This window comes from Clostridium sp. AM58-1XD (assembly GCF_003464085.1).
Lineage (GTDB): Bacteria > Bacillota > Clostridia > Lachnospirales > Lachnospiraceae > Lachnoclostridium_A.
In genome coordinates this window covers 142,869-164,302 of the sequence record NZ_QSDR01000002.1, presented here as the reverse complement: position 1 = coordinate 164,302, position 21,434 = coordinate 142,869, and the positions used below count along the sequence as shown (strand labels likewise).

The 21,434-nt window shown below is 48.7% G+C and carries 16 protein-coding genes and 2 pseudogenes; 17 read left to right on the top strand and 1 reads right to left on the bottom strand.

Translation table 11 applies throughout. The annotated features are described in order from the left end of the window. Window positions 1-7 precede the first annotated feature (7 nt). The 12 genes from DXA13_RS01700 (at window position 8) to DXA13_RS01650 (ending at window position 13,474) form a co-directional block, all read left to right on the top strand. Window positions 8-3,064, top strand: coding sequence for an FGGY family carbohydrate kinase (locus tag DXA13_RS01700; RefSeq protein ID WP_118241438.1), 3,057 nt, complete (start codon window positions 8-10; stop codon window positions 3,062-3,064). Between the two features lie 431 nt (window positions 3,065-3,495). Next, window positions 3,496-4,242 carry a 3-oxoacyl-ACP reductase FabG gene (gene fabG, locus DXA13_RS01695; protein WP_243008915.1) on the top strand — a complete coding sequence of 249 codons (747 nt, stop codon included), beginning with the start codon at window positions 3,496-3,498 and terminating at the stop codon, window positions 4,240-4,242. Between the two features lie 13 nt (window positions 4,243-4,255). Beyond that, window positions 4,256-5,440: a thiolase family protein gene (locus DXA13_RS01690; RefSeq protein WP_118241434.1), complete on the top strand. Its 1,185-nt coding sequence runs from the start codon at window positions 4,256-4,258 to the stop codon at window positions 5,438-5,440. Window positions 5,441-5,449: 9 nt separating this feature from the next. After that, entirely contained in the window at window positions 5,450-7,027 is a 1,578-nt protein-coding gene (locus tag DXA13_RS01685) for a CoA-transferase (RefSeq protein ID WP_118241432.1), read from the top strand. An 11-nt stretch (window positions 7,028-7,038) separates the two neighbouring features. Then, entirely contained in the window at window positions 7,039-7,440 is a 402-nt protein-coding gene (locus tag DXA13_RS01680) for a VOC family protein (RefSeq protein WP_118241430.1), read from the top strand. Between the two features lie 18 nt (window positions 7,441-7,458). Beyond that, window positions 7,459-8,532 (top strand): TRAP transporter substrate-binding protein, encoded by a 1,074-nt coding sequence (locus DXA13_RS01675; RefSeq protein WP_118241428.1) that lies wholly within the window; start codon window positions 7,459-7,461, stop codon window positions 8,530-8,532. Between the two features lie 25 nt (window positions 8,533-8,557). Continuing rightward, window positions 8,558-9,058: a TRAP transporter small permease gene (locus DXA13_RS01670; RefSeq protein ID WP_118241426.1), complete on the top strand. Its 501-nt coding sequence runs from the start codon at window positions 8,558-8,560 to the stop codon at window positions 9,056-9,058. After that, a complete protein-coding gene (locus DXA13_RS01665; RefSeq protein ID WP_118241424.1) occupies window positions 9,059-10,354 on the top strand; it encodes a TRAP transporter large permease in 1,296 nt (431 codons plus the stop codon). A gap of 177 nt (window positions 10,355-10,531) precedes the next feature. After that, entirely contained in the window at window positions 10,532-11,236 is a 705-nt protein-coding gene (locus DXA13_RS01660; protein ID WP_118241422.1) for a FadR/GntR family transcriptional regulator, read from the top strand. A gap of 37 nt (window positions 11,237-11,273) precedes the next feature. Next, the gene (locus tag DXA13_RS01655) at window positions 11,274-12,620 is read left to right on the top strand and encodes a class I adenylate-forming enzyme family protein (RefSeq protein WP_243008914.1); all 1,347 of its coding nucleotides are present in this window, start codon (window positions 11,274-11,276) and stop codon (window positions 12,618-12,620) included. Further along, window positions 12,617-12,883 (top strand): hypothetical protein, encoded by a 267-nt coding sequence (locus tag DXA13_RS21385; protein ID WP_243008913.1) that lies wholly within the window; start codon window positions 12,617-12,619, stop codon window positions 12,881-12,883. Before DXA13_RS01655 ends, DXA13_RS21385 begins: the two co-directional genes overlap by 4 nt. 120 nt (window positions 12,884-13,003) lie before the next feature. Beyond that, a complete protein-coding gene (locus tag DXA13_RS01650; RefSeq protein ID WP_118241549.1) occupies window positions 13,004-13,474 on the top strand; it encodes an acyl-CoA thioesterase in 471 nt (156 codons plus the stop codon). 161 nt (window positions 13,475-13,635) lie between these two features. Here DXA13_RS01650 and DXA13_RS01645 read toward each other — a convergent pair whose 3' ends face one another. Beyond that, window positions 13,636-14,799: a DUF819 family protein gene (locus DXA13_RS01645; RefSeq protein ID WP_118241420.1), complete on the bottom strand. Its 1,164-nt coding sequence runs from the start codon at window positions 14,797-14,799 to the stop codon at window positions 13,636-13,638. 246 nt (window positions 14,800-15,045) lie between these two features. On the opposite strand from DXA13_RS01645, the pseudogene DXA13_RS01640 reads away from it, so the two are divergent. The 5 genes and pseudogenes from DXA13_RS01640 (at window position 15,046) to DXA13_RS01620 (ending at window position 21,372) form a co-directional block, all read left to right on the top strand. After that, window positions 15,046-16,133 (top strand): annotated as a pseudogene (locus tag DXA13_RS01640) (dipeptide epimerase). A gap of 78 nt (window positions 16,134-16,211) precedes the next feature. Then, window positions 16,212-17,327 (top strand): FtsH protease activity modulator HflK, encoded by a 1,116-nt coding sequence (gene hflK, locus DXA13_RS01635; protein ID WP_118241418.1) that lies wholly within the window; start codon window positions 16,212-16,214, stop codon window positions 17,325-17,327. After that, complete coding sequence (locus DXA13_RS01630; protein ID WP_118241416.1) at window positions 17,324-18,199, top strand: protease modulator HflC; 876 nt, start codon at window positions 17,324-17,326, stop codon at window positions 18,197-18,199. Before hflK ends, DXA13_RS01630 begins: the two co-directional genes overlap by 4 nt. A 294-nt stretch (window positions 18,200-18,493) precedes the next feature. Beyond that, window positions 18,494-19,402, top strand: coding sequence for a 1-phosphofructokinase (pfkB, locus tag DXA13_RS01625; RefSeq protein WP_118241414.1), 909 nt, complete (start codon window positions 18,494-18,496; stop codon window positions 19,400-19,402). Window positions 19,403-19,451: 49 nt separating this feature from the next. Then, window positions 19,452-21,372 (top strand): annotated as a pseudogene (locus DXA13_RS01620) (fructose-specific PTS transporter subunit EIIC). The last annotated feature ends 62 nt before the right edge of the window (window positions 21,373-21,434 follow it).

Genomic DNA, 21,434 nt, shown 5'->3' with positions numbered 1-21,434 from the left:
ATAGAATATGAGAGTATGCAGCGTTGACGTGGGAACGACGGGTGCGAAGGTGATTGTATTTGACGAGGATGGAAGAGAGCTTTCGGCGGCGTTTCGGGAATATCCGGTGGTATGCGAACGGGAAGGATGGGCAGAACAGGATTCAGAACGCGTTTTCGATACGGTACTGGATTTGATGGAACAGTGCATTGCAGGAGGAAAGATACCGGAGATCGATGCGGTTACACTGTCAGTGCAGGGAGATGCAGTCATTCCTGTGGGAGAAAGAGGACAGGCTCTGCTGCCCGCAATTCTGGGTATGGACAATCGGAGTATTCCGCAGGCGGAGTTCTGTGCCGGCCGGTTTGGAGCATATCAGCTGTTTGAAAAGACAGGAATGAGACCTCATGCCATTAATTCGGCGGTAAAAATCATGTGGATACAGGAAGAAAGGCCGGATATTGCAGAAAAAACGGTAAAATATCTGACATATGACAGCTTTCTCCTGAAGCGTCTTGGCTCGGATGAATACGTTACCGACCTTACGATGGCGTCCCGGTCCATGATGTGTGAACGGGGTGAAGTAAGATGGTCAGAACCGGTGCTGAAGGACCTGAATATTGCTTTGGAGAAACTGCCGGCTATCGTGACATCGGGGGAGGGTGTAGGAAGGCTGAGACGGGATATCGCGGAGCGGATGAAGCTGAAGAATGCGCCGTATTTGATTGCAGGAGGGCATGACCAGACGTGTGCCGGCGTGGGAGCGGGCGCCGTTGTGCCGGGCGTGGCGGTGGATTCCCACGGAACGGCGGAAGTGCTTTCTGCCGGTTTTACAGCTATGGAGGATCAGAGGGAGATGTTTCAGTCCTATTACCCCTGCTACCGCCATGCGGTTCCGGAATTGTATTTTACATTTGCGCTGAATCACTGCGGCGGTATCGTATTCCGCTGGTTCCGCGATACCTTTGCCCGGGAGGAAATAAAGCAGGCCAGATCAGCAGGCCGGAGCGGATACGACCTCATTGCAGACCGTATGAGCAGCGGACCGTCTGATCTGCTGTTTCTCCCTCATTTTAACGGCAGCGGGACTCCTTACTGCGATTATTCGGCCAGGGGGACGGTGCTTGGGCTGACGCTGTCTGCGGAAAAGTATGACATAGCCCGTGCGCTTCTGGAAGGTCTGGCGATGGAATTGAGGCTGAATATGGAACAGTTTGAAAAGATCGGGATTGCAGCTGGAGAAATCCGGTGTGTGGGCGGAGGAGCGTCTCATCCGAAGGTGCTTCAGATCAAAGCCGACGTGTTGAACAGGCCGGTATCTGTAATGGAAAACAGAGAGGCGGCTTCCCTGGGGGCTGCGGTTATTGCTTTCGCCGGAATGGGATATTTTAAAACGATTCAGGACGGCGTTAAAAAGATGGTAAAGGTCAGGGAAACGTATGAGCCAAGGCTGAGGCTGCTGCGGTGTACGGAGAAAAGTTTGATCTGTACTGCCGTTTCTATCAGGCTTTGCGCCCTGTCTATAAGGAGTGGAAGTGATATGCCGAAAGAATGGAAAAAGGAAATTCTGATCGGAGTGGATATCGGGACGTCGGGAACGAAGGCGGCGGTGACGGACAGCAGCGGCAGAGTGCTGGGCACGGCGCTGGAGGGTTATCCTCTGATCTGCAAAGAGAGCGGATGGGCGGAACAGGATGCCAACGACTGGGAGAGGGCTGTTTACAAGACGGTGGCACGCGCTGTGGAAGCCGCACGAGTGGAAGCCGGGGAAGTGGCTGGAATCTGCATAAGCGGTCTTTTTGCAGGAAGCGGAGTTCCTGTTGATGATTCCGGCAACCCGGTGCGGAATGCGATTATCTGGATGGACCGACGCGCTGTAGAACAGTCTGAACGGACGAGGAAAATCGTACCGGACAACGAGCTGTTTGACATAACCGGAAACAGGAACGACGCTTATTTCGGATTTAACAAAATCTTATGGATTAAGGAGAACGAACCGGAACTCTGGAGCAGGATTCGATGGTTTCTGCCTTCTAATTCCTACCTAGTGTATAAACTCACCGGGGTACTGACCATCGATTATACGTCGGCGGCCAACATCGGCGGCATATACGATATGAAAAAGCATGACTGGGCATATGGACTGATGGAACGGATGGGGATACCGGACCGGATGTTTCCAAAGAATTGGAAGGCGCCGGATGAAATCGCCGGATATCTCAGAAAGGAAGCGGCAGAACGGATGGGGCTCATTCCGGGAATCCCTGTCTGCGCCGGATGTACGGACTGTCTGGCTTCTGTTATATCGGCCGGAGTAACGAAAGAACATGTGAAGACGGCGGTAATTGGAACGTCGATTAACTGGGGGATTCTGCACAGGAGCGTTCCCTCTAATCCGGAGCTTGTAACGATGCCAAATGCCGTTAGTCCCCTGTCTTTCTATTACACATATGGTGGAATTACGTCGGCAGGAGCGCTGTGCGGCTGGTTTCTTGACAATCTGGCTCCATATAGCAGGCGGGATGGAAAAACAGTAAAGACCGACTTTTCCATGCTGGAGGAAGAGGCCTCGGAAATACCGGCAGGAAGCGAAGGCCTGCTGGTGCTTCCGTATTTTATGGGAGAGAGAAGTCCGGTATGGGATTCCGAAGCGAGAGGGGTATTCTGCGGCCTCTCCGTGCGCCATACAAGAGCCCATATGTACCGTGCCATATTGGAGTCTACGGCGTTTGCAGTCAGGCATATCCAGGAAAAATCGGATCTGTTTGAAGGCGGATCTTGTTCGTGCATTGTTTCCGGCGGCGCCTGCCGGTCGAAGCTGTGGATGCAGATTCTGGCGGATGTAACAGGGATATGTATGATAACCACCTCCGGTTCCATGCAGGCGCCTGTAGGGGATGCGCTGATAGCAGGCGTGGCTGCAGGCGTCGTTTCGTCTTATGAAGAGGCGGAAAAATGGTGCAGATACGAGGAACGGATTGAGCCGGACCCAAAGTTGTACGGAACATACGAGATGTATTACAGAGAATATAAAAAATTGTATGAAGCGACTGCTGACATCGTCCATGCGCTGTCCGGGATGTGAGCCGGCGCTGCAGGAAAGAAATGAAGATTGCCTCTGATACCAGATAAATCGACCTGGCTGCTGCCTGGGACGAAGCTGGTTTCAGGGGCATTTTTTGGTTTTTCTGCGATTCTGGTATTTCTGCGAATGAAGCTAAGACCGCCTGATGGTAATGGGCAAAGGTTAAACATAATATTATTATTAACCAAAACAAGGTTAAACATATTACTTTTAAAATGCGTAAATATATAAAATACATAAAAATAACCATAAAAAACTGGGGACGTATCACAAAAATGGGCGAATATCGCCAAATGTATTGACTTAAGTACATGGAAATAGTATTATTTTACTAGAATAAACGAAGAGAGAAACAAACATATCCGGATATAAAAGTATTACTATTATGGAACTTATCAATAAGATGTTTGCTGAAGAGAGGAAATGAAAACATGAGCAGAGATTTACATGGAAAAGTCGCAGTTGTTACAGGTTCCGGCCGCGGAATCGGATTGGGAATCGCGAAGAAGCTTTGTGAAAAGGGAGCTTCCATCGTGATTTCAGATGTAAATGAAGAAAATGCAAAAAACGGAGTGGCTGAAATAGAGGCCATGGGAGGAAAAGCAATCTACGTGCTGGCTGATGTATCGAAGTATGACGACGCACAGAATCTGATCGATACGACAATTAAGGATATGGGAAGTTTGGATATCCTCGTTAACAACGCAGGTATCAATAAAGACCGCATGCTTCACAAGATGACGGTAGACGAATGGAATGCAGTGATTGCAGTCAATCTGACAGGCGTTTTTAACTGTATGAGAGCTGCGATTAACTACATGAGAGAAAGAGAATACGGACGCATTATCAATATTTCTTCAGCGTCTTACATAAATGGAAACGTGGGACAGGCCAATTATGCGGCTGCAAAGGCGGGAGTCGTAGCGCTGACAAAGACATGCGCTAAGGAAAATGGAAAGAAAAATATTACATGCAACGCTATCGTACCTGGATTTATCGATACGGAAATGACGAGAGGAGTACCGCCGAAAGCATGGGATATCATGGTGGGAAAGATCTCCATGGGCCGCGCAGGCACCCCGGAGGACATCGGCAACATGATCGCATTTCTGGCTTCAGACGAGGCGGCTTACATCACCCAGGGCGTGTTTGAAGTAGGCGGCGGAATGGTATTATAAGGAGGAAAAAATCATGAAAGAAAGTATCGTAATCGTATCGGCATGCCGCAGTGCGGTAGGAAAATTCAGCGGGTCATTAAAGAATTTTGAAGCTTCTGATCTGGGAGGTATCGTGATAAAGGAAGCTGTGAAACGGGCTGGGCTTCAGCCGGAAAATATCGACGAGGTTGTTTACGGCTGCGTCGGCCAGGCGGCAGAAAATGCATTTGCAGCGAGACTGGCTTCCGTCAAGGCAGGAATCCCTTATGAGGCGACCGCGCTTACAGTGAACAGACTCTGCTCCTCCGGCCTTCAGGCAATCGTAACGGCAGCTCAGGAAATCAGAGACGGTATGTGTGATATTGCCGTTGCAGGCGGATGTGAAAGCATGACAAACATCCCGTTCTATCTGAGAAAAGCACGTTCCGGCTATCGTATGGGCCATGGAGAACTGGAAGACGGACTGATTACGGCGCTGTCTGATCCATTTACACGCAATCACATGGGCATTACGGCAGAAAATGTGGCAGAGCAGTACCATGTTACGAGAGAAGAGCAGGACCGTTGGGCGGCAATCAGCCAGCAGCGTGCGGAGAAAGCTCAGGCAGACGGAAAATTTGATGATGAGATTGTTCCGATCGAAGTGAAGGTCAATAAAAAAGAGACGAGAATTTTCGACAAGGATGAGCATGTACGTCCTGGAACGACAGTGGAAAGCCTTGCAAAGCTGCGCCCTGCATTTAAGGAAGGCGGCAGTGTTACTGCCGGAAATGCGGCGGGAATCAATGACGCGGCTGCAGCGGTCGTCCTGATGAAGGAATCCAAGGCAAATGAGCTGGGATTAAAACCGCTTGTACGCTTTGTAGATGTGGCGGCGGCAGGAGTAGATCCGTCCATTATGGGAATCGGACCGATCCCTGCATTTAAAAAGCTCATGGATAAAACAGGACTTAAAAAGGAAGACATCGGCCTGATCGAATTGAACGAAGCGTTCGCCTCCCAGGCAGTAGCTTGTATGAAGGAACTGGGGCTGGACGAAGAGATCGTGAATGTAAACGGAAGCGGTATTTCCCTGGGACATCCGATCGGAGCAACCGGCTGTATCATCACCGTGAAGCTGATCAGTGAGATGATCCGCCGCGGTGTACAGTATGGAGTTGCAACCCTTTGTATTGGCGGAGGACAGGGTCTGGCCGTATTATATGAGCTCTGCAAATAGGAGATAGATATGAGAAAACCTGAATTTATTTCAGCGCGTGAAGCTGCCGATATGATTGCCGACGGTTCCACCCTGTGTACGGTCGGCATGACGCTTGTGTCTGCCAGCGAGTCCGTGCTGAAAGCCATTGAAGAGAAATTCCTGGAAACGGGAAAACCGGAAAACCTGACATTATTTCATACATGCGGCCAGTCGGACAGAAAAGACGGCATAGCACATCTGGCACACGAAGGATTGATCACAAAGGTAATCGGAGGGCATTGGGGCCTTTGCCCTCCGTTCATGAAGATGATATCTGAAAATCTTCTGGAAGCCTACAATCTTCCGCAGGGACAGATGGCAAATATGTTCCACAGTATGGCTCTTCGTGAACCGGGCAAGCTTAGCCAGATCGGACTTGGTACCTTTGTGGATCCAAGAGTCGAAGGCGGAAAGATGAACGCCAGGACGAAGGACAAGGAAGATATCGTTGCCATTGTCACTGTGGATGGTGAGGAGTATATGCAGTACAAAGAAGTTCCAATTGATACCCTCATTATTCGCGGTACATATGCAGACGAGGCTGGAAATATCAGCACGGATGAAGAAGCTATGGTACTGGAAGTACTTCCGGCCGTCATGGCGGCAAAGCGTTTTGGAGGCAAAGTAATCTGTCAGGTGAAACATATTGTACAGACAGGCACGCTGGATCCCAAGCGTGTGACGGTCCCGGGAGTTTTGGTCGACGCAGTTGTCGTATGTGAAGCCCCCTTCGAGGACCACCGTCAGACATCTTCCTGGTATTATGATCCTTCTTACAGCGGACAGACCCATGCGCCTTTGAAAAAGGCGGCATCGATTCCACTTACGGTGAGAAAGGTGATTGGGCGACGTGCGACTATGCTGCTGAACAAGGACGTGATGATCAATGTGGGAACGGGAATTCCCAACGACGTGATCGGACCCATCCTGGCAGAAGAAGGAGTCCAGGAAGACGTAATGCTGACGGTGGAATCCGGAATATACGGAGGCGTGCCGGCAGGCGGAATTGACTTCGGAATATCCTGCAGCCCGCAGGCGCTGATCCCTCATGACCGTCAGTTTGAGTATTATACCGGCGCGGGAATCGATTTTACCTTTATGGGAGCCGGAGAAATGGACGCTCAGGGGAATGTGAACGCGACCAAAATGGGGCCGGTGGCTGCCGGAGCAGGCGGATTCGTAGATATTACGAGCACGGCCAAGAATGTGGTGTTCTGTTCCACTTTTACGGGCGGAGGAATCAAAGTGGATTTCGATGAAAATGGAATCAAAATCCAGCAGGAAGGAAGATTTAAAAAGCTGGTGAAGAACGTCCAGCAGATTTCCTATAATGGGAAAATGGCGGTTGCCAGAGGACAGAATATGTTTTTTGTCACAGAGAGAGCCGTATTCCGTCTGACGGAAAAGGGGCCTATGCTCATCGAGATCGCAAAAGGAATCGATCTGGAAAAAGATATTCTGGCAAATATGGAATTTCTTCCGCTGATTGCCGAGGATCTGAAAGAAACACCTGTCAGCATTTACAGAGATGAGGCCTTCGGCTTAAAGAAAATTATAGAGGGATAAACGGTGATGATATGGAACATATGAAACTCCATCATGTAGGAATTGTTATGAGTCCGATGGACAGAGCGGAACGGTTTATGAAAAAATTCGGCCTGGAGACGGACTATATGGAATACGTTGAAGCTTATAAGGCCAACTGCCTTTTTACAAAGCATAATCCGGATGAGACTCCGATTGAGCTGGTCATTCCGCTGGAGGGCGTTCTGACGATGTACAACAATGGCCGCGGCGGAATCCATCATATTGCGTTTGAAGTGGACGACGTGGAAGCGGCAAGGAAATGGTATGAGGCAGAAGGCCTGGAAATGCTGGAAAAAAGTGCAGTACCGGGAGCCGGAGGAATTATTGTGAATTTTCTCCGCCCGCGGTTCGGAGAAGGAATACTCGTAGAATTCGTAGAAAAAATCAAATAAAATCAGGAGGGAAGGTTTATGAGAAGGAGATATTGTTTTATAGCGATGGCGGCGGTGATGCTTATGGCAGGATGTGGAAAAAGCAGCAGTACGAGTGCTGGAGATGCACAGACGAGCAAAGCGGCGGAGGGCGAAACATATACACTAAAGATTGGAAATACCGTATCTGACATCGACCCGTTTAACGTGGCATATAAGGAATTTGAAAAGAGCGTGGAAGAGGCGTCCGGCGGACGAATCAACGTAGAGGTATTTACCAGCGGTTCCATTGGAGAGACTGACGCCGATGTATTGGACAAGGTCCGTTCCAACACCCTTCAGATGGGCAATACGACGCCGAACTGTTTTGCAGACCTGTCCGGAATGGCGGCGTATTATGTATATGGTATCCCATACCTGATGTCTACGGATGATGAGCTGAACAAGGTTGCTGAAAGCGAATGGATTACAGGCTTAAACGAAGAATTCAGAAAATCCACAGGAGTCAAGGTTTTCGACGGCGGCGGAGTTAACATGGGATGGTTTGGATTCTCGGCTACGAAGAAAGAGATTAAGAAGATCGAAGATTTGAAGGGAATGGCGATCCGAATCAATCAGACGAACCAGATGATCGCCCTGTCTGAAGGCGCTGGAATCAATCCGCAGTTCATCGCTTTCTCAGAAGTTTATACGGCGCTTGCACAGGGTACGGTAGACGGAATGGTAACGAACACTCCACTGTTCTATTCCAACGGATTTTATGATCAGCTCAAGAGCATTCTGACTACTCACTGCGGCGAAAGCTACCATTTTTATGTAATCAACGACGAATTCTACAATTCACTTCCTGACGATCTGAAGAAGGTTCTGGATGATAATGTCTCAACTCTGATTTCAAGGACGAGAGAACTGGAAGAAGATTATCTGGCGGAAGCTGTTGGAAAGATCACAGAGCACGGCGTTGTCGTTACGGAAGCTTCTCAGGAAGATGAAGATATGCTGCGTCAGATTTCCGTGGATAAAGTATGGTGGGATGAAAGCGTTTCCCTCACATCCAAGGATAATGTGAACAAGGTGCTTGAGATTCTTGGCCGTACAGATGAAATGCAGTAGCTGATTCTGTATACAGGAGGTGCATATGAAGGCTTATTACAACGAAAATAAATTTTACAATCATCTGGAGGAATGGATCGGAGCCGTTCTCCTGGCGGTCATGGTAGTGATGCTTTTTGTGCAGGTAGTTATGAGGTATGTGTTTAAGGCATCGGCAGCATGGATTTCTGAATATGCGCTGTATATGTTCATGTATTTCGTCTTCCTTGCATGCAGCGGGGCATTTCTGAGAAATGACCACATTCAGATCGTGGCTGTGATCGAAAAGCTTCCTGGAAAAATAAAAGAAGCGGCTCATCTGTTTCTGTACATCGTAAACATGCTTTTTTCGGCGGTGGTCGGCTATTACGTATTTCTGCGTGTGCTCGATCAGTTCAAAATGAAGACGGTATCCATCACCCAGTTTCCTATGTGGCTGATGTCGGCCTCCCTCCTGTTAGGGATGGGGGCCTCCGTAATCCGCTGCCTGATGAATATTTACTTTATTATCCGTTATGAATTTATGAATGGCAAGGAGGGGAAATAAATGGCTGGTACAATATTAATTGGCGGTTTGTTTGTGCTGGTGTTTATGGGCTTTCCCATTGCGATTGCATTAGGACTTGCGTGCTGCATATATTCCAACCTGTTTGGCACGATTGACATGTCGCTGATTGTGGAATCCTTCCTCAACGGTACGAACAGTTTCACCCTTCTGGCTATTCCGTTTTTCATCCTTTCCGGAGAGCTGATGATTCAGGGAGGAATCTCCCAGAGGCTGATCAACTTCTGTATGAGCCTCGTGAAAGACAGGCCGGGCGGCCTGGCAATCGTTACGATTATTGCCAGTATGTTCTTTGCGGCGATTTCCGGATCAGGCCCTGCTACTGTTGCCTGTATCGGAGGAATTATGATCCCTCAGATGATCCGAGCAGGATACAGCAAAGAGTTTTCTACTGCGGCTGCTGCGGCAGGAGGCGCTCTGGGGCCGATTATTCCGCCCAGCATCCTGTTCCTCCTGTATGGCGTAGCTACGAATACATCGGTGGCAAAGCTGTTTCTTGCAGGCGTAATTCCTGGAATTCTTCTCGGCGTTGCCATGATCATCATCGCACGGAAGATTTCTGTAAAGGAAAAGTACCTCCCCAGCCCGGAGGTAAAGGCTGAGCTTCAGAAGGTTTACGATATGGGATTTTGGCACAATTTTAAAGAGGCGATCTGGGCCTTGCTCGTGCCGATTATCATTCTTGGAGGTATCTATTCCGGTATCTTCTCCCCGACGGAAGCTTCCGTTGTGGCCTGTGTGTACGCGCTCTTTGCGGGAATGTTCATCTATAAGGACCTAAAGTTGAAAGATCTGCCGGGAACGTTTATCCGCGCAGCGAAAAGCTGCAGCTTCATTGTCATCATTTCCTTCTCAACGGCGTTTGCAAAGCTGCTCACGCTGGAAGGCGTAACCTCATCCATCGCCAGCGGCGTTCTGGATATGACTACGAATAAGTACGTGATTCTGGTGCTGATCAACATTCTGCTTCTGATCGTGGGAATGATCATGGATGCGGCTCCGGCTACTATCATCCTGAGCCCGATCCTTTTAAAGATCGTTCAGCCTCTCGGCGTAGACCCGATTCAGCTTGGCGTTATCATCGTTATGAACCTTTCGATCGGCATGATTACTCCGCCGGTAGGAATCAACCTGTTTGTAGGCTGTAAGATCAGCAAGATCCAGCTGGAGAGCACGCTCAAGTTTGCGGTAAAGCTTCTTGTATATATGCTGGTGGTGCTGGTGCTCACTACATATATTCCGGCTGTCAGCCTGTTCCTTCCAAACGTATTTTCATAGGAAACACGCATGGTCCTGCCTACTGTGAAAGCCCAGGAAACCTTGCGGTTTCAGGCGCAGATATGGTATAATGACCGCAGAGCGCATTATACCATATCTGCCGGAGGCGCCATAGCCGTTAGAGGCTATGGCATAATAAGAGCACTTGGTGAGAATGAACGGCAGTAGGAGGACGGAATGGCGGAAGAGGGTAAGAAGAAATATAAGTATGACATAGTTGCAGATCAGATTATTGAAGAAATCAGAAAAGGCAGATGGAAAGTAGGAGATAAACTTCCTCCTGAGGCAGAGCTGGCAGCAATTTTCGGCGTGAGCCGCGTATGCCTCAGGGAAGGCCTGAAGAAATTAAATGTCCTTGGTATCGTGAAGATCATGCAGGGAGACGGGACGTATGTGAATGAAGTGAATCCGTCTGAGTTCATGAAGCCGCTGTTCACCTTGATGACGGTAACGGAGAATAATATCGATGAAATATATGATGCCAGAATATTTGTTGAGAGCGGAGCGTGCCGGCTGGCAGCCAAAAACAGAACGGATGAAGAGATCAAAATTTTAAAAAATTATATCGACAGCATGGAAGAGGCAATCGCCTTTAACGATTTTGCCTCCTACTCAAAATATGACAGAAAGTTTCACGATCTGCTGGTAGCTGCCTCGAAAAATCAACTGCTGGTCCTGATCTCGAAGATGTTCAATGACATTGCAAAAAGATATACGAACCGTCTGAACAGCGACGCTAAAATAGCAGCCAGGTCCATGATGGATCATCGCCAGCTGTTTGAGGCGATTTATGATATGGACGGTGACTTTGCCAGCCACATTATGCAGGTTCATCTGGAACGTTCCAGGAAAAACCTGCTGGACATCAAGCATTCGGAATAAACCATGCTGTCTTTCCTGACGGAAAGGAAAAAGAAAAATGTTATCTTGGGAAAATTACTGGCCGGACCACGTCTGCTCTGAAGTAACGGAGGCAGAGATAAATGGGCGCCGGGTTCATGTTTATAAGGGCATGGCAGACAGTCTGTATCATGCCTTGCGCCGGACAGCGGCCAGGCTGCCGGATAAAACGGCGGTGGAAGATGATATGGGAAACAGCTTCTCCTATGCCCAGCTTCTGGATCTGTCGGATAAAATGGCGGCTGTGCTTCAGGACGGACTGGGAGTCAGAAAGGGAGACCATGTCGGCATTCTCCTCTTTAATGGGATTGAATTCTGCGTTTCTTATCTGGCGGTCAATAAAATTGGGGCTGTAGCCGTCCCTCTTCCGGGAAAGTTCCAGAAACCGGAGATTTTATCTCTTATTGAGAAAGCAGAAGTAGCGGCTGTTGTCTGTGAAGAAAAGTTTGAGCCGTGGATAGCGGAACTGACCGGAATCAAGACGGTCGTTTCAAAAGACAGTGGAAACAGTGATTTGGAATGGTCCTGGAACGAATCAAAATCAGAGAATGATGCAGAACCTCAGGGAACGTGGGAAGACGCCGCAGTTCTTATGTTTACATCAGGCACTACATCCAGGAGCAAGGGCGTTGTGATGAAAAATTACCACGTCATGAACTCGGTTGAGGCGTATAGAAAGACGCTGAATCTGAGCGAAGCCGACAGCTCTGTCATAGCGACTCCCATGTATCATGTGACGGGAATGATATGTATTCTCTCCGTTTTTCTCACCGTCGGAGGCACGGTATTTATCATGCGGCGGGTGGACCCTGACCGTATGCTCACCTGTTTTATAGAAAAACAGATCACGTTTTACCATGCTTCGCCGACTGTATTTTCCATGCTCTTAGAAAAACGGGAGATGTACCCGGAGATTCCGTCCATGAAAGGATTTGCATGCGGCAGCGGAAACATGGCTCCCGAGAATATACGGAAATTAAAAGAATGGATGCCCCAGGCTCAGTTCCATACCGTGTATGGGATGACAGAAACGGCGGGCGCTGGGACGATATTTCCACAGGGAGCGGCGGACAGCCCGTGGATCGGAGCGTCGGGCGTTCCAATGCCGGATTTGCAGGTCAAGATTGTGGATGACAGCGGAGAAGAACTTCGGGAAAATGAAATCGGTGAAATCTGCCTGAGGGGAAGCTTCGTGCTGGATGAGTACTACCATCAGCAGACGGATCTGATTTCTGAAGAAGGCTGGCTGAAGACCGGGGATCTGGGCTGTTACAATCAGGAAGGCTTTCTGTACGTCGTGGACAGAAAAAAGGATATGATCAACGCGGAGGGGAAAAGATATGCAGCTTTGATATTGAAAATGTGATCCATACCCTGCCGGGCGTGGCGGAAGCCGCAGTAGTCGGAGTGCCGGATGAGAAATATATGGAAGTACCGGCAGCCATGATCAGGCTGGAGCAGGGAGCCGCAGCTTCGGAGGCAGATATCAAAGATATGCTGAAGGCCAGAATTGCCCGTTTTAAAATTCCGGAGTATGTGGTCTTCGTAGAGGAGATTCCGAAAACTCACAATGGTAAGATTGATAAGAGAGTCATTAAAAATATGATTGAAAAAATGCTGTTTTCATAGAGGATGCTGCCGGAAGTAAAGCGGAATGAACGCTTTTCTTTTGGCAGCATCCTGCTTTTGAATTTCGTAAAAGGCGCTGGCAGTGCGAACATGCAGCTACAAAGGATGGAGGAGAGGAAGATGGAAAAAAAGCGCGTAGAAGAGTCCAGAACGGAGCAGGTTTATGTTCTGCGCTACAAAGATATTAACGGACACGGCAGGCTGTTCGGCGGCATGCTTCTGCAGTGGATTGACGAGCTGGCCGGAATTGTAAGCAGGAGGCACTGCCAGAGGGAAGTCACGACGGCGGCGATCGACAATCTGAGCTTTAAATCAGGAGCACATTTGAATGATATGATTGTTTTGAGCGGCAAGCTGACCTATGTTGGAAATTCATCGATGGAGGTCCGGGTCGATACGTATATTGAGGATCAGTATGGAATGAGAAGGAGCATAAACAGAGCATACATGGTTATGGTTGCCATAGACGAGGAGGGAAAGGCGGTGAAGGTTCCCGGGCTCGAACTGCAGACGGAAACAGAACGGGAGGAGTGGAACGGCGGAGAAAAACGGTATTTGCTTCGCAAACGCAGAAGGATTGAAGGCTTTTGACGGATCCGAATACGCGGCATGTCTGTAAAATGAAAATAGAAAAGGAGCACGCTTCTTAAGGCGAACCGTAACGGTTTCCCTACAGAAGCTGTGCTCCTTTATCAATATACACGATGTTTCCGCGCTACAGGCGGCTGCACGTATAAGCGCTTATGTGCCCGCTATGCAAACATGGACATGATCCGTGCAACGATCAGTCCGCCTCCCGTACCGATTACGTATCCCATAAGAGCCATCAGTACGCCGACAGGAACGAGCGCAGAACTGTATGCGCCTGCAAGGATTGGTGCAGATGCCGTACCGCCGATATTGGCAAGGCTGGCGACGCCGCAGGTGAACATATCCAGTTTAAACAGCTTCGCAAGGATCAGAAGAAGGATGGCGTGGATCGCCAGGATCATAAGTCCGGCCGCAATCCATAACGGTGCATCCGACATTTCCAGAAGGCTTGCGCGGGAAGCGAGGAGAGCAACGATAATGTAGAGCATAACGTTGGAAAGCTCTGCGCCTCCGGCCATTTTGCCGACAGGTGTGACAGCTCCGATCAGTCCGACCAGAGTAACGACGAGTACGATCCAGGTGGACTTGTCCAGGAATGGCATTGCCTTTTGGAGAAGGGCGCCTACGTTCTGGCCTGCAGCCGATACTGTCAGAGCCAGGCCGATCAGAAACAGAATTGTGGAAAATGTAATATTGCCCTTTTCTTCCTTCTCTTCCTCTTCCAAACGTGCACATACCTCATCGAGGGTTTTTGTGCTGGCTTTTGTCCACTTATTGAACTTGGGGGCGAAGTTGATGACCCAGAGCAGGAACATTACCCAGAGGGAGTAGTCGATGGAGTCGATTACAAGGGCATAGCCCATGTCCGCTTCCCCGATATCAAGAGCCGCCTGAACGGCAACCATGTTTCCTGAGCCGCCCATCCAGCTTCCGCAGAGCGCTCCCAGCGCTTTCCATGCTTCGCTTCCGAGAGAAGTGTGAAGAACTGCGTATGTAATAATGAAACCGAGGCCGATGGAAACGCTGGCAGCGAAGAAGCCGCCCAGCATACGCGGCCCGAGTTTTAAGATTTTCCGGATATCGCAGCGCAGCAGCATGAGGAAAATCATGGCATAGAGAATGTTGTTTTTCATCGCGGAATAAGCGCCGGCGGTGGATTCCATATCCCATACTTTAAATGTGCAGAATATCATTGTGAGAAGATAGAGCAGCACAATGGGCGGCACCCAGTCAAAAAATTTCCATTTTGTGACTTTCTGGGCCCCAACCAGAAGTCCAGCCAGCAGAATCAGAACAGCGATGTAAGTGAAACCATTAGTGATCATAGGTCCCCTCCTTTTGAAAATTTTTATGTTTTTTTAACATCGATGTTATAAATATACTTTATTTTTTATAATATTGCAAGAAAATTGCAAGAATTCATAAAAATAACAGGTATATTGGAGAAAAATTTACTTGAAGCGGCTGCAATTTCCATTTACAATAGAGAAAGACCTGTTCAGGACAGCCGGCCATGCAAAAAGACAGGATGTTCTGAACGCTTATAACGAAAGAAAAAGGAGAAGGCAAGTATGAAAATTACAGACATAAGGCTTGGAATGATATCCGTGCCTCTGCGGGTTCCGTTTAAAACGGCTCTGAGGTCAGTAAACAGCGTGGAAGATGTGATTGTAGAAATTACAACGGATACAGGAACGTAGGTTATGGGGAGGCGCCGCCTACGGGAGTGATTACGGGGGATACGACTGGCTCCATTATCGGCGCGGTCAATGACCATATCAAAAAGGTCCTGATTGGAAAAGACGTGGATGAATTTGAGGATCTGATGACGGCGATTCAGTCTTCCATCCTTAAAAATACCAGCGCAAAAGCCGCTGTCGATATGGCGTGCTGGGACCTCTATGGACAGCTCTATAAGATTCCCGTCTATAAATTGATGGGAGGTGCCAGAAAATCCATCGTAACGGATATCACAATCAGCGTAAACGAGCCGGACGAGATGGTGCGGGATGCGGAAGACGCCGTCCGCAGAGGATATGACTGCCTGAAAGTCAAGGTGGGAAAGGAGCCGCAGAAGGACATCGCCCGCCTGTCGGCGATTCGCGCCGTTGTAGGAAATGATGTGGCGATCCGCATCGATGCCAATCAGGGATGGGAGCCGAAAGAGGCCGTCAGAATCCTGAACGGAATGCAGGAGAAGGGACTCTTTATAGAGTTCGTGGAGCAGCCGGTAAAGGCTCATGATTTCGAGGGCCTGAAGTACGTAACGGAACGCTCTTATGTGCCTGTACTTGCAGATGAAAGCGTATTTTCTCCGGAAGACGCCATGAAGATCATGCAGATGAGGGCCGCGGACCTTGTCAACATTAAGTTGATGAAATGCGGCGGCCTTTACAATGCGCTGAAGATCGCGTCCGCTGCTGAAGTCTATGGAGTGGAGTGCATGATTGGGTGTATGCTGGAAGCAAAGGTGAGCGTCAATGCGGCTGTGCACCTCGCATGTGCCAAGAAAATTATTACGAAAATTGATCTGGACGGTCCAGTCCTGTGCAGAGAAGACCCGGTTATGGGCGGTGCTGTCTTCAATGAAAGAGAGATTACGGTAAGCGATGATCCAGGTCTCGGCATCAAGGGCATCGAAGGCATCCGCTATCTGTAACGGATCATATGATACCGGCATGATCCGAATGTTCTGCAGATGACGCGGCCGTCAGCCAAAAAGGAGATAAACTTTATTATGAAATGGAATTTTAAGAAAGGTCAGGGCGGGATGAACCCTTCCCCTGACGGCAGTGACAACAGAGAGAATGGCCGTCTTCCAAAAGAAGGCATATTAACAGTTGCAAAGCGGGCAGTGGTTGTGGTTGCGGCAGCAGCTGTTGCCGTTTCTTTTGCATTCGGCGGATATTATACGCTGAATGAAGATACGACGGCTGTCATAACTACATTTGGAAAACCACAGGTAGTGGAAACTTCCGGCCTCCATTTTAAGATTCCGTTTGTGCAGAGAGTTCACCGGATGACGAAGAGCATTATCGGTATGCCGATTGGGTATGACCCTGATTATGACCAGCAGAACCACGCCAACAGTGAGAACAATCCTGTATCTGTGAAATCAGAATCAGAAATGATCACAAAGGATTTTAATTTTGTCAACGTGGACTTCTATATTGAATACCAGATCGTAGACCCCGTTCAGGCATATATCCACAGCGATACGTCGAAGGATATCATTAAAAACCTGGCTCAGTCCTATATCCGCGATACCGTCGGCATATACAATGTAGACGATGTTATCACGACGGGCAAGGCCGAGATTCAGGCAAAGGTAAAGGATCTTCTGTCGCGTCGTCTTGAACAGGAGAATATCGGATACGGTATTTACAACGTTACGATTCAGGATGCCCAGCCTCCGACAGACGATGTAAATAATGCGTTTAAAGCGGTTGAGGATGCCAAGCAGGGAATGGACACCGCGATTAATGAAGCCAAGAAGTATCAGTCGGAGCAGCTGCCTGCGGCGAATTCCAAGGCCGATAAGACGAAGCAGGAGGCCGAAGCATATAAGCAGCAGAGAATCAGCGAAGCGGAAGGCCAAACCGCCCGTTTTAACGACATGTATAAGGAATATATGAAATATCCGCTGATTACGAAGAAGAGAATGTTCTATGAAACGATGGAAGATGTGCTTCCGTCACTGAAGGTGATTATCAATGATTCGGACGGCGTGCAGACCATGCTGCCTCTGGAGCCGTTTTCCGAGATTATACAGCAGACGCAGGAACAGACAGATCCAGACACAAAAACGGACGCTTCGGCCGGAAGCCAGGCGGGAGAGGGGGGACAGCAATGAAAAAGCTAAAAGGTACATTTGCAGTGCTGCTCCTTCTGGCAGTGGTCGTTATCCTCGGGGATTCAGCCGTCACGACGACTGCGAGAGAATATAAACTGATTACACAGTTTGGACGTGTCGTGGATATCAAGTCTGATCCCGGGTTGTCTTTCAAACTGCCCTTTGTTCAGAAGACACAGAGCATACCGAAATACAAAATGATTTCTGATCTGATCCCCAGCGATATTACCACGAGGGATAAGAAAGTCATGACGGTGGATTCTTTCGTTATATGGGATATTGAAGATCCGCTGAAGTATCTGACCTCTTTGAACGCAAGCCGTGAAAAGGCGGAAATCCGTCTGGGAAACGTGGTTTATAACTCGATAAAAAACGTTTTGTCAGCAACGAATCAGCAGGATATTATCTCCGGCCGTGACGGGAAGCTTGCGGCGGCGATTACGGATAATATCGGTGATGTCATGGATTCCTATGGAATTCATATTTACAGCGTTGAGACGAAAAAACTGGATCTTCCCGACAGCAATAAAGAATCTGTATACCAGAGGATGATTTCCGAAAGGAACAATATTGCCGCAGGATATACGGCGGACGGTAATTACCAGTCCAGCCTGATTAAAAACGAGACGGACAGGACGGTAAAAGAAACGATCGCCAGAGCAGAGGCAGAGGCGGAAAAAATCAAGGCAGAGGGAGAAGCAAGATACATGCAGATCCTGAGTGAGGCATATAACGACGAATCGAAGGCTGACTTTTATAATTATGTAAGAAGCCTGGACGCTTTGAAGAAGACGCTGGTCGGCAGCAATAAGACGATTATTCTGGATAAGGACAGTGAACTTGCGAGAGTTTTGATTGGAAATTACCAGTAAATGAATAAAAATAAAGCACTAGGAAGATGATAAACAGTGATGCCCTGTGGGATCCCGGATTATGGGAAACAGGGCATCGCTGTTTTTGCTTATCCGGCGGTATCCTGTTTCAGTACCTGGACCATTAATATACATTTTAGACAAAAAATGGAATAAAATTTTGTATGATTTTAAACGACTGAAAATGACCGATTGTGATTGACAAAGACTGATTGTAGGCGTACAATAGAGCCATGAAGAACAAAAACATTCAAAAACGGTCACAATGATTCAAACATGAAAGGAGAACGGATTATGATATATACCGTGACGTTCAATCCGTCTTTGGACTACATTGCCTCTGTCGAACATTTCCAGACAGGTGTGGTGAACAGAACGGAAAAAGAAGTGATGTTTCCAGGAGGAAAAGGGATTAACGTTTCCATCGTGCTGAACAACCTGGGAATAGAAAGCAGGGCTCTTGGATTTTTGGCCGGTTTTACAGGGACGGAGATCAGACGGCGGCTTACGGAACTTGGTTGCGGGGAAGAGATGATTTTTCTGAAAGACGGCTATTCCAGAATTAACGTAAAGCTGCGTTCAGACGAGGAGAGCGAGATCAATGGAATGGGACCTTCCATACCGGATGAGGCGCTTTCAGAGCTTTACGGCCAGCTGGATCATCTGAAAGAAGGAGACATTCTGGTGCTTGCCGGGAGCATCCCGTCGGCTCTGCCGGATACGATTTACAGCGATATTATGGAAAGACTCGATGGAAAAGGAATCAGAATTGCAGTAGACGCCACGAAAGACCTTCTTGTCAATGTCCTTTCGTATCATCCGTTCGTTATAAAACCGAATAACCATGAACTGGGGGAAATTTTCGGACGGAAATTGAACACCAGGAAAGAGATTGTTGAATGTGCGAAGAAGCTGCAGGAGAAAGGAGCCAGGAACGTACTCGTATCCATGGCGGGAGACGGAGCCGTCCTTGTAGACGAAGACGGGCGGACATATGAAAGTCCTGCGCCGAAAGGCCGCGTAGTGAATTCTGTAGGAGCGGGAGATTCCATGGTGGCAGGATTTCTGGCCGGATATAACATGAGCGGAAATTATAAAGAAGCCTTCCAGATGGGAATAGCAGCCGGCAGTGCAAGTGCCTTTTCTGAGGGCCTTGCTGAAAAAGCAAAAGTAGAAGAGATATTAAGTCAGTTGTCTTTTTGAGCGGAAAAGGGAAACGGAAGCAGGATATAGGGAAAAGGAGGTAATATATATGAAAATTACAGACTTACTCGCAAAAGAGAGCATAGATCTGAACGGCAGGGTGCAGAACAAAAAAGAGGCGCTGGATGCGGTGATCGCCTTGATGGCGGAGAGCGGAAATATCTCTGATGTGGAAGAATACAGGAAGACGGTTTATGCCAGAGAGGAAGAAGGAACTACTGGAGTCGGAGACGGGATTGCCATTCCCCACGGCAAATGCCAGGCGGTCAGAAAACCTGGTTTGGCGGCGATGGTGGTCAAAGAAGGCGTGGATTATGAGGCGCTGGACGATGAACCGGTGGATCTGATTTTCCTGATCGCTGCACCGAATACGAAAGACAACGTTCATCTGGACGTATTAAGCAAACTTTCGGTACTGTTAATGGACGAGGATTTTGTGAAAGAGTTAAAGAGAGCAAAGACGAAGGAAGAATTTTTGGAGATTATAGAAAAAACGGAAAAAATCAAGGACGAAGAGGAAGAAAGGCGGATCGCCGAACAGGAGACGGCAAAACCTGCGCCGAAGCAGAGAATGATTTTAGCCGTAACGGCCTGTCCGACGGGAATCGCCCATACGTACATGGCCGCAGAAAGCATAGAAAAAAAGGCAAAAGAGATGGGGCTGTTCGTTAAAGTTGAGACAAGAGGTTCCAGCGGAGCGAAGAATGTCCTGACGGATCAGGAGATCGCCGAAGCGGATGGAATCATCGTAGCCGCTGATACGAATGTTCCTATGGATCGTTTCGATGGAAAAAAAGTCATTGAATGCCCTGTAGCAGACGGCATCAGCAAGGCGGAAACCATGATTTCCAGGATTTTGGAAGGGGACGCTCCCGTATTCCATGGAAATGCCAAAACGGCGGAACACTCCCGCGGGGATAAGAACAAGGGCGGTGCAGGACACCAGATTTACAAGCATCTGATGAACGGCGTATCCCATATGCTTCCCTTTGTCGTGGGAGGCGGAATTCTGATTGCCATTTCTTTTTTAATCGATGGTATGAGTGTCGACGAAACAGCCTGTCGGCAGAAATGCGGTCTCAGTTCGGCACGATTACGCCGGTCGCAGCCCTGTTTAAAGGAATAGGAGGCACTGCTTTTAGCTCATGCTTCCGATTCTGGCAGCATTTATAGCGGAAAGCATCGCTGACCGTCCCGGACTGGTGGCAGGTTTTGTAGGCGGCGCCCTGGCGGCCGGCGGAACATCTGGTTTTCTGGGGGCATTGGCAGCCGGTTTCATCGCCGGATATCTGGTAGAAGGCCTCAAAAAAGTATTCGACGGTCTGCCAAAGAGCCTGGACGGGATTAAGCCCATGCTTCTCTATCCTGTGTTCGGCACGCTCCTTATGGGACTGATCATGAACTTCATCATTGAACCGCCGGTAGGCGCTTTAAATACCATGCTCAATAACGGACTCGCTTCCATGAATGAAGGAAGCGCGGTTATTCTCGGAATCGTCGTTGCAGCGATGATGGCCATCGATATGGGAGGTCCTTTCAATAAGGCCGCATACCTCTTCGGCACGGCCTCAATTGCGGCAGGAAACTACGGAATTATGGCGGCTGTTATGATCGGAGGTATGGTTCCTCCCTGTGCAATCGCCCTTGCAACTCTGCTTTTTAAGAAGAAATTTACAGAAGATGAAAGAAAGACGGGACCGACAAACTTTATTATGGGACTTTCCTTTATTACAGAAGGCGCAATTCCGTTTGCAGCTTCTGATCCGCTCCGGGTCATTCCCGCATGTATGGCAGGTTCCGGCGTGGCAGGCGCTCTTTCCATGGTATTCGGGTGTACGCTGATGGCGCCTCACGGAGGAATCTTCGTATTCCCGGTAGTTGGAAATGCACTTCTGTACGTGGCGGCTCTGGCGGCAGGAACAGCAGCAGGGGCCATCCTGCTGGGAGTACTCAAGAAAAATGTGGAGTAACGGGGACTCCGGGCGAGGTATTTTCGCACATGGCGGTCGTTTTATTCCGGGAAATTAAATAA